Raw genomic sequence first — 10,521 nt, 5'->3', positions numbered from 1 at the left:
CGGGTTCGCGTGGACGGATTGGGTAGGTACGATCAGTATCGACTCTGCACGGATGCTGGCGTGCGACTGCACGGTCACCCGGATCTTGTCGGACGAGAATGGTGTTCCGCTCGACTGCGGCAAGGAAGCCAGAACCGCGACGGTTCCGCAGCGGCGGGCGTTGGCGGTTCGTGATGGTGGGTGCGCATTCCCAGGGTGTGGGACTCCGTCGGGGTGGTGCGATGCCCATCATATTGTTCACTGGAATGATGGTGGCCCAACGGATCTCGACAATCTGATCTTGTTGTGCGGTCATCATCATCGGACGTTGCACCACACCGAGTGGAGGGTGGAGATAGGCCCGGATCGGAAGTCGGTGTTCTATCCGCCGATGTCGATCGACCCGTATCAGCAGCCGATCGGCGGGAACAGTCCACCTACCGCGGCGTGAACGGGCATAACTGAAAATGCCAGCGTGTGCACCGGGGAAGAGTCATGCCCCGGGGTTCGCGCTGGCATTCTGGTGGTCCGGCAAGTCACGGCAGCGACCAGAACTGAGTGGTCACGAGATAGAAGACGACTACCCAGAACAAGGTCACCGCGGCGACGATTGCCACTCCTTGCGCGTTGGTTTTTGCGACAGGAATCCCCGAAGGTGGACGCAGCCAGCGGTGCAGGAGTCGATTCACGTAGTACGGCATCGTGAAGAAACTCATGATGAAACTCGACAACAGGTTGCCGATCAACAATCCCAGCCAGAGTGGCAGCTTCAGCGGTGACAGGGCCAAAGTAAGCAAGACGACAGTCGGGTAGAGGCCGACCCAGACGGCGATCGAGGTTTTTGTCTCCGACGGTGGAGGGGCCTCGTTTCCGTTCTCGTCGAAGGCAAACCAACTGCCGAACGAATTGTCGACAGTGCGCAGTTCGAAGTCGTGGAACTTGCGGCCCTCGGCGAGGAGTTGTTGTCGCTCAGGAGAAGTCAGCCACGTGTCGAGATGGGCCGCATTGTCGAAGCGATACAGCAGCGTCCATTCGTCCTGCACGCCGTCGACGGGGCGGAACAGTTCGGTGCCGCGAAACCCTTCGAACGCGCTTTCCACCTCGCGAAGACGGTCTTGCCAGGCAAGGAACTCGTCGATGCTGTCGTCGCCGACTCGGTGCGTCACGACCACGGTCAGCAGCGGGTCCGGGGGCTTGATCCCGCCGCTCACCACTTGCTGTGTGGCCGGTCCGTCGAAGTACTGCCGGCCGTCCTCGAGGTAGTCCTGCCGTGTCGCGCTGTTGATCCACGCCTGAACATGAGCGATGGAGTCGAAGCGGTACACGATCACCCAATCAGGTTGGGTGGTCGTCGGAGCTGCGATTTCCGCCCCGAGGAAGCCGGCGTAGTCTGCGGCCGCACGGTTGAGGTCCTTCTGCCAGACCTCGAATTCCTTCTCCAGCCCAGGACGCACTCGCTGGCCGATGATGACCGTCGCGGCGCTGTCCGCCGACGTGTTCGCGGTCATCGGTTCAGCCCTGTGTAGATGCGCTCAGGTGTGAGCGGTAGCGACCGGAATCGCGACCCGGTGGCGTCCTGCAGTGCGTTCGCGAGCGCAGGGGCAACCGGATTGATACAGCACTCTGCCATGCCTTTGGAGCGGAGTGGGCCGACGGAGTCTGATGACTCGACGAGGATCACCTCGGTGCGTGGAACATCTGCATAGGTCGGGATCCGGTAGTTACGTAGATTCGGGTTCATCATCGCGCCGTGTTCGTCCACGTGAAAGTTCTCGGTGAGGGCAAAGCCGATGCCCTGGGCGACGCCCGCTTCGATCTGCCCCCGCACCTGCGCCGGATTGATGATCACCCCGGCGTCGGTTGCCTGGACACTGTAGAGGATGCGGATCTCACCGGTGACGCGGTGGACGGCGATCCGGAAGCCGTGAGTATTGGACACCACGCTGCGCGGAGATCCGTAAGCCTTCCGCGCCTCGGTGAAGCGGATCCCGCGCGGACGTGCAGCCTCGAGTATCTCCTGAAGAGTCACACGGTTACTGCCGCACACGATCTTGTCGTCGTCCATCGAGCACTGGTCAATCGACACACCGGTGTGGTGCGCGGCGAAGGCCAGTAATCGATCACGGAGCGCATTCGACGCGCGAAGTACCGCGTTCCCCGCTACAAACAGGCCTGCGCTGGCGAAAGCGCCTGTGTCGAAACCGGTTCGGTCGGTGTCCGACTGAATGATTCGTACGCGTGACGGTGTTGTGCCCAGCTGATTCGCGGCGATCTGTACGTGGGCGGTAGACGTTCCCTCGCCGAATTCGACTGTACCGACGGCAAGTTCGTATACACAGTCTTCGCCGAGGGTGAGCCAGGCCTCGGAAATGTGCTCGGTGGGTGGCGCGGTCTCATGTAGTGAACTGGCAGTACCGGTCCCGATGAGCCACTCGTCTCCGAGCGAGGGAATCGGATTGCGCTTCAACGCGGCATCGATCAGATCGATGCATTGCCCCAGGCCGTCTTCGGTGAAGATCACGTCGTCGGGGCCGTCTTCGAGTGCGACGAGTGAATCGCCCGGTCGGACGATATTGCGTCGACGCAGTTCGAGCGGATCCATGTTCAGCGCGTTGGCCAATTCGGTCATGGCCGATTCCACGGCAAAGGCCGGTTGCGTCATCCCGTACCCACGCAGAGCGCCGCTCGGAACATTGTTGGTGTAGACGGAATACGCATCGAATTTCTTGTTCACGCAGCGATAGAGCGAGACTGCCGCGCCGCCGGCAAAGAGTGTCTCTCCGCCGTGATTTCCGTATGCACCGGTGTTCGAGACGTTTCGGTAGTGAAAGGCGGTGAGAGTCCCGTCCGACTTCGCTCCGAGCTTGATCGTCAGTTTCATCGGATGACGCGGCGACGCGGTGGTGAACTCTTCTTCTCGGGTGAACTCGAGACAGACGGGACGGCCGGTGTCCAGGGTGGCGAGCGCCACCAGATCTTCGCTGATCACTTCCTGTTTGCCGCCGAACCCGCCGCCCACGCGTCTGCAGAACACGCGTAGCTGATCCGGGCGGAGGTCGAAGAGATGGGCGAGTTTGACCTTGGCGATGGAGGGGGACTGTGAACTTGTGCGAACGTGAAGGCGTCCGTCTTCCATCCACGAGATCGAACCGTGCGTCTCGAGGTGCGCGTGCTGAACCCGCGGCGAGAAGTAGGTGCCTTCGTGGATGACGTCGGCCTCGGCGAACCCGGCCTCGACGTCGCCCACATGACCGTGAAGTTCGAGCAGGATGTTGTGCTCGGGATCTCGAACAAAGGGATCGTCGGATCCGTGCAGGGCTGGAGCGCCGTCGGCCATCGCCTTTTCCGGATCGAACACAGAAGGCAGGATCTCGTAATCGACCTTCACCTTCCGACGGCCTTCTTCCGCAGCGACGACGGAATCGGCGAGGACGGCCACTACACGCTGACCCACGAACCGCACGACGTTGTCGAGGATGTACGTGTCGTCCGGATCAACAAGGTGGTCGGTATGAATTGCCGTTGTGAAGAGCTTGCGCGGCACGTCTTTCCAGGTGTAGACGCGGTGGACGCCAGGGACGGCGAGCGCCTCGCTGGTGTCGATGGAGGTGATGCGTGCATGGGCGTGAGGCGAGTGCAGGACCTTCAGGTGCAGCATGCCGTCGATCGCGGTGTCCATCGTGTACTCGGCGCGTCCGGTGACCACCTCGGTTGCCGCCGGCGCGCCTACGCTTGTTCCGACTGCTTGTCCGGGAAGGGCGACCTCGATTGCGCTGACACCGTTGACCGCGTCTTCGATGGATCGGTAACCGGTGCAGCGGCACAGGTTTCCCTTGAGTGCACGCGGCAAGTCTTCTTTCTGCGCGTCGGTGAGCGCGGCCGAGGTCATGATCATTCCGGCGGTGCAGAACCCACACTGAAAGCCAGGTGCGTCCCGGAACTGCTGCTGAATCGGGTGGAGATCTTCGGGCGTGCCGAGCCCCTCGATGGTGGTCACGTCGCGACCGTCGGCGCGAAACGCGGGTGTGATGCAACTGTGGATCGGTGCGCCGTCGAGCCATACGGTGCACGCCCCGCAGTCACCGCCGTCGCACCCCTTCTTCACTCCGTGGTGTCCGAGGTGCCGAAGAAATGTGCGCAGACACTGACCGGGGAACGGTTCCTCGTCGAACGTCCGTTCGTTCACCGTGTAGCTCATGACCGGCTCCCCGTCAGTTCGATTCGGAGCTCGTCGGCGTAGTGACGGGCCAGATGGAGGCGGTGGTCGGGGGTTCCGTTGGGATCGCTGAACCAGTTCTCGGCCGGGATGGCGTCGACGGCCCGTCGCAGCGACTCTTCGTCCGGCATCGTGTCGAACGTCAGCCGGATCGGATGGGTCGTGCCAGCGGTGATGGTCAAGTGAAAGTCGTGGAGGCCGGGAGTCTGCGTCGCGATCATGAAGATCGTTGACCGTCCGAGGTGAGTGAGACTGAATCGGCGGTGGGCGTGCTGTTTGGTGAGCGCGTGCACCGGGAACTCGATGCTCCGAAGAACTTCGCCCGGCTCCAGGACGTTCTGGTGGTCACCGGTCACGAAGTCGCACGCGTCGACGGTCCTCGCTGTCCCGTCGGCAGCCCACAGTGTGAACGTCGCCTCGAGGGCAACCGCCAGAGTGATCATCGGCCCGGCGGGAAGTGACATACAGATGTTGCCACCTACCGTGGCCGCATTCCACACCTTGAACGAGGAGAGGAAGTATTCGCAACTGACGCGAATCAGTGGACTTGCGTGCCAATTATCCGGCGGCACAAACGCATACAGCTCCGCAACGGTGCACGTAGCTCCGACACTGAAGTGGCTCGTGCCGACCTCCAGTGGTGCCCAGCCGAGTGCTGTGAGGTCGACGAGTCGACGTGTGTCGGGTTGTTCCGCTGAGAACAGCCAGGTTCCGCCGGCCAGCCAGGCATCGCCGGGGCGCCACACGTCCCCTGGGCGATCCGGTGGTCGGCGTATCACTTCGGTAATGGTGGTGATGTCCATGCGCCTGCTCCCCTCGGGGGATGTGTCGTCTAGGAGAGGGACATTACCGAGGTGGCGGGGCACATTCACACTTTTAGTGCATTTCGGGCAGTCGATCGGAACGGACATACGCATCTGCGGCATCGACCAGTCGGCGGTGCATGCGCCGACCGATTCTGGGTACGACTCCTTGAGAGGCGCGATCAGCCTCTTGCTCTCGCGCTGTTGGATTCGGACGCGGCTTCGCACTCGGCGGCCGCGGAGACCGTGCGGGGCGGGGCATTGTGAAACCCTTCGAGGTCGAACGAACAGACTCTTCCGAGATGCGATTTCCGCTCTCGGCCGCGCAACGGGCAACGTGGTTCGCACAACAACTCGACCCCGAAGTCCCCATTCTGATAGCGCACTACGTCGAGTTGCGCGGCGAACTCGACGTCGAACTACTGGGTCGTGAAACGCGAGCAGTTGCACACGAGTTTCAATCTCCGTTGCTGAAAGTGATCGAGGTCGACGGTCAACCGATGCAGTACGTGGACGAGACATTCGAGATCACCGTCCGTCTCGTCGACCTTCGTCGGTCCTCCGATCCGATCGCGGATGCGGTCGAGTGGATGCGTCGAGATTGCCGGACGCAGCTCGACCTGGCCGTCGACGGAATCGTCGAGACCGCTGTGCTGCGCGTGGGCGACGCGCACTATCTGTGGTACAGCCGCATTCATCATGTCGCGCTCGACGGTTTCGGCGCCATGACCATGATGAACCGCATTGCGCATCGGTACTCGGCCTCGGCGGCGAGAGAGGATCCGCAGCCGAGTCGTGCCGCGACCCTGCGCACGCTGTACGACATCGACGAGCGGTACAGAATGTCGGATCGATTCGCTGCCGACCGGGAGTACTGGGCTGAGCGCAATACCACCGTCGCCGGATCCTGCCTGGCGGAGGCTTCTGGACCCGCGCAAATCGAGAGCCGACTCGAAAGCACACTGATGTCGGACCGGAGCTGTGCCCTTCTCTACGAATCCGAGAACCACGCTGCAACGGTCATCGCTGCGCTCGCGTTGTACCTCTCGCGGATGACAGCGAAAGAGACTGTCCAGATTCATGTTCCGATGTCCGGACGAACCACGGCGGTGTTGCGGGGCTCGGGCGGCATGATGGTGAACGTCGCGCCGTTGCTCATCAGAGTCGCCGCCGTCGATACCGTCGGTGAACTCCTCGCCCAGGTTCAGCATGAGCTCATGGGTGCATTGCGACACCAGCGCTGCAGCCTCGACGACATCCGTCGGGACGCCGGCGTGACGAGCGGTCCGGATGGCGAAGCCTCGTATTCCGGGCCCATGGTCAACGTCATGATGTTTCGGCAGGAGGTGCAGTTGGGCGAGGCAGTTGGGGAGTATCACATCGTCACCTCCGGTCCGGTGGAAGACCTTCTGGTCAACCTGTATCCGAGCGGCGACAGACTGCGTGTCGACTTCCGGGCAAACCCGGTCCGCTACGAGGAGGGGGGTTTACGCGAGCACCACCGGAATTTTGTCGGCTTGCTGGAAGAGTTGATCGCGGCTGATCCCGGTGCCGAACTCGCAGAAATTCACGGCCCGACGGCACGGGAGGGCGAGCGACGACAACGCGAAATCCGGCAACTCGAATATTGGAGACTTCAGCTCACCGGGGCGCCCGAACTGTTGCAACTTCCCTTCGATCGAACTAGGCCTGCAACGCAATCGTTGGACAGTGGACAGGTTGAGGTCGTGATCTCCGCCGACACTCACACGCGGATTACAGAAATGGCACGTGATCTCGGGACGGACACACGCGCGGTCCTGCACACAGGCTTTGCGCTTGTGGTGAGCCGTTTGTCCGGTGCTTCGGACGTGGTAATCGGTACGCCGACGGGATCCGACGCGAACATCGTCGCCGTCCGGAGTCGCATCGATCTGGAGACGCCGTTCACGGCGCTCCTGGGCAGCGTCGTCGAGGTCCACAGTAATGCGCAGGCGCACAGAGAGATACGGCTCGAGCAGGTGGTGCAGTCGCTTGCGGTAGAAGATGTACCTGCGTATGCGCCGGTTGTACAGGTGACGTTCGAGTTGGTCGCCAGCGCTGACGAGTACCCTCCCGACATCGGCCGCTTCGATCTCGGTGTGTCTGCTGTCGAAACCTTCGACGAGGCGGATACACCGTCCGGAATTACGGTGACGCTCGCGTTTGCCACCGACCTGTTCGACGCCGAGACGATACGCGGCCTCGGTTTGCGATTCGCGCGCGTCCTGGAATCCGTCACAACAGATCCGGCAATGATCGTCGGCGACATCGACATCTTGTCCGACGACGAGCGATCCGCGATGAGGCCTGTCCGCGGTGACCTTCGCGCTTCGCCTCGCACCTTGGCCGAGTTGTTCGACGGTGCGGCACGCACAAACCCCGACGGCGTGGCTCTCGCGTTTCTCGAAGACGAGTTGACCTATCGCGACCTCGACGAGCGTTCCTCGAAGTTGGCCCGAGTCTTGATCGACCGCGGTATCGGTCCGGAAAGCAGTGTGGCGCTGGGTTTGACGCGGTCGATCGAATCGGTTGTCGCGATGTTGGCGGTGACCAAAGCCGGCGCGGCATTCGTGCCGGTGGATCCGACCTATCCGAGTGAACGTGTTCGCTTCATGCTGACCGATTCCGGCGCCGTACTGGGGTTGACGGTCGTTGCGGAACTTCATCGTTTGCCGGATTCGATTTCCTGGTTGGCGATCGACGACGCTGAGTTCCGTGGCCGACTTGCGCGGTTGTCGGTGCGCTCGGACTCCGATGTCGATCGGGTGCACCCGATCCGGCCCGACAATCCCGCATACGTGATCTACACTTCGGGTTCGACCGGACTCCCCAAGGGGGTGACGGTCTCGCATTGTGGACTGGAAGCGCTTGCTGCCGAACAGCGTTCGAGGTTCGGCGCGACTCAGGAAGCGCGAACGCTGCATTTCTCGACCCCGAGTTTCGACGCCTCGATTTTCGAGTATCTTCTGGCTTTCGGTGCCGGAGCGACCATGGTGATTGCACCGAGCACGATCTACGGCGGTGACGAGCTGTCTCGCTTCCTCGAATCCCAGCGTGTCACGCACGGTTTTATCACTACTGCGGCGCTCGGAACAGCGTCGCCCGAGGGCCTTTCGGACTTCGGTGATGTGGTGGTCGGTGGTGAGGCCTGTCCGCCGGATCTTGTGCAGCGGTGGGCTCCCGGCCGACGGCTGTGCAATGCCTATGGGCCGACCGAGACCACCGTCATGTCGAACATCGGCGAGCCTATGGTGCCGTCGGAGAACATCACAGTGGGCGGTCCGCTCCGTGGATTCGACGAGGTCGTGCTCGATCAGCGATTGCACCCCGTCCCCGACGGTGTCGTTGGCGAGCTGTACATCTCGGGAGACGCGCTCGCACGCGGATACCACCGGAAGTATGCGTTGACGGCCGAACGATTCGTGGCCGACCCGTTCGGTCTCCCAGGCCGGCGGATGTATCGAACGGGCGACTTGGTGCGCCGGCGCCGCGGCCGTGCACTCGAGTACGTCGGTCGTAGCGACTTCCAGGTGAAAGTTCGCGGATTCCGTATCGAACTCGGGGAAATCGACAAAGTCGTGCAGTTGTGTCCGCAGGTCGAGAATGCAGTCACCGTGGCGCGTGCGGGTCCCTCCGGGACAACGATGATCACCACGTACGTCGTACCTGCCGGCGGAAGTGCGCTCTCGACGGCCGATCTGACGCAGTACGCCGCGAGTCGTGTGCCGTCGTACTTGGTTCCCGCGGCCTTTGTTCTTCTCGACGAGTTGCCGGTGACTCCATCGGGAAAGGTCGATCGCGCTGCCTTACCGGCACCTCTGTTCGATGCTCGGTCGGACAACTTTCGGCCGCCCGAGGGCGCCGAGGAACTGTTGCTGGCCGAGATTTTTGCCGACGTCCTAGGCGCCGAGACGGTGGGTGCGGGTGACGACTTCTTCGAGCTGGGTGGGAACTCACTCATTGCCACAAAGCTGATCGCACGAGTCAACGCCGCTGAAGCAGTCGATTTCGGGGTGCGGACTTTGTTCGAAGCACCGACGGTCGAATCATTGGCCCTCCAGGTGCGTGGCGCGAAGTCCTCCGGCGTTGATCCCTCGCGTTCGAAGCGTCCAATCCTGCAGGCACATTCGCACAGGGACAAGATTCCGGTGTCTCCGGCGCAACGACGCCTGTGGTTCGTCAATCAGTTCGACACGTCGTCCCCGGCCTACAACATTCCGATGGTGGTCCGACTGTCAGGGGGGTTGGATGTGGCTGCGCTGCAGCTCGCGATGGGTGATGTTTTCGATCGACACGAATCGCTTCGTACCGTCTACCCGGCGTCGGTCGACGGCCCACATCAGGTGGTAGTTCCTTCGGAACGCGTGACGTCGAAGATGGCGTGGGAAGTATCCGTGGACGAGGAAGTCTTGGACAGGCGCATCGCCGATCTGGCTCGCGAAGGGTTCGACGTGAGCGCGAACGTGCCCCTGCGCGGGTCTCTTTTCAGAATCACTCCGGCCGATCACGTCCTCGCGTTGGTGGTTCACCATATTTCAGCGGATGGAGCATCGCTCGAGCCGCTGGCCCGCGACCTGACCCGCGCCTACGCCGCGCGAGCAGCGAAGCGGACACCGGACTGGCCGCCTTTGCCTGTGCAGTACGCCGACTACAGCCAATGGCAGATCGAACTGCTCGGCAGTGACGACGATCCGGACAATCTCGAGGCGAAGCAGTTGGACTATTGGACGTCCACCCTGTCCGGTCTACCTGCCGTGATCGACCTTCCGCTGGATCGACCGAGGCCCGCGGCACGATCCATGCTCGGTGAATCGGTCCGATTCTCGGTGCCCGCAGACGTGCACAGTGACCTCCTCGAACTCGCTCGGAGCCACAACACGACACCGTTCATGGTGATGCACGCAGTGCTGGCGATCCTGTTGGCACGGCTGAGCGCCTCGCCGGATGTCGCGATCGGCACTCCGGTAGGAGGGCGCACCGAGCGGGTCCTCGACGATGTGGTCGGGATGTTCGCCAACACGGTCGTCCTGCGAACCGTCGTTGATCCCGCCGCGACTTTCGAGGAGATCCTTTCACGAACTCGCGACGTTGATCTGGCAGCGTTCGGGCAAATCGAGGTGCCGTTCGAGCGCGTCGTCGATGCTGTTGCGCCGGAGCGTTCGTCATCTCATTCACCGCTCTTCCAGGTTCTGTTGGAATTCCAGAACACCGCAGATCCTCACCTCGAACTACCCGGACTCGGTGTCGATGTTGTTTCAGTCGACATCGGTGTTGCCAAATTCGAATTGCAATTGTCGCTCTCCGAGCAGCGTGGCAAGGACGGCAGCCCCTTGGGTTTCGACGCCGCTTTCACCTATGCCACCGATATCTTCGAGCGCACCACAGTTACCGAGTTCGGGGAGCGTTTCGTCCGTCTACTCCGGTCGTTTGTCTCGAATCCAACTGCTCCAGTGGGTGATACGGAGATTCTGGGCGCTTCCGAACGTGGGTTGGTGGTGGGTG

At 62.1% G+C, this 10,521-nt stretch carries 5 protein-coding genes; 2 read left to right on the top strand and 3 right to left on the bottom strand.

Translation table 11 applies throughout. The features are described 5' to 3' along the window. Nucleotides 1-430 (top strand): HNH endonuclease signature motif containing protein (locus DBV08_RS30580; RefSeq protein ID WP_148090800.1); only part of this gene is annotated, 430 nt, incomplete at its 5' end. Between the two features lie 85 nt (nucleotides 431-515). Here the strand turns inward: DBV08_RS30580 and DBV08_RS30575 are convergent. Genes DBV08_RS30575 through DBV08_RS30565 form a run of 3 tightly spaced genes read right to left on the bottom strand, consistent with a single transcriptional unit; the run spans nucleotide 516 to nucleotide 4,998 of the window. Then, entirely contained in the window at nucleotides 516-1,487 is a 972-nt protein-coding gene (locus tag DBV08_RS30575; protein ID WP_020969775.1) for an antibiotic biosynthesis monooxygenase, read from the bottom strand. Next, nucleotides 1,484-4,177 (bottom strand): molybdopterin-dependent oxidoreductase, encoded by a 2,694-nt coding sequence (locus tag DBV08_RS30570; RefSeq protein ID WP_124569869.1) that lies wholly within the window; start codon nucleotides 4,175-4,177, stop codon nucleotides 1,484-1,486. Before DBV08_RS30570 ends, DBV08_RS30575 begins: the two co-directional genes overlap by 4 nt. Continuing rightward, on the bottom strand, nucleotides 4,174-4,998 hold the full coding sequence (locus DBV08_RS30565; RefSeq protein WP_124569868.1) for a xanthine dehydrogenase family protein subunit M: 825 nt from the start codon (nucleotides 4,996-4,998) through the stop codon (nucleotides 4,174-4,176). Before DBV08_RS30565 ends, DBV08_RS30570 begins: the two co-directional genes overlap by 4 nt. 302 nt (nucleotides 4,999-5,300) lie before the next feature. On the opposite strand from DBV08_RS30565, the gene DBV08_RS30560 reads away from it, so the two are divergent. Then, nucleotides 5,301-10,521 (top strand): non-ribosomal peptide synthetase (locus DBV08_RS30560; protein ID WP_260395819.1); only part of this gene is annotated, 5,221 nt, incomplete at its 3' end.

Source organism: Rhodococcus sp. KBW08, assembly GCF_003852455.1.
GTDB lineage: Bacteria > Actinomycetota > Actinomycetes > Mycobacteriales > Mycobacteriaceae > Rhodococcus_F > Rhodococcus_F baikonurensis.
The sequence above is the reverse complement of the archived record's forward strand: the minus strand, read 5'-3'. Positions and strand labels throughout refer to the sequence as shown.

Bases quoted from the DNA above. Each gene is read 5' to 3' on its own strand.
- DBV08_RS30570 (WP_124569869.1), bottom strand. From the start codon at position 4,177: ATGAGCTACACGGTGAACGAACGGACGTTCGACGAGGAACCGTTCCCC.
- DBV08_RS30565 (WP_124569868.1), bottom strand. From the start codon at position 4,998: ATGGACATCACCACCATTACCGAAGTGATACGCCGACCACCGGATCGC.
- DBV08_RS30575 (WP_020969775.1), bottom strand. From the start codon at position 1,487: ATGACCGCGAACACGTCGGCGGACAGCGCCGCGACGGTCATCATCGGC.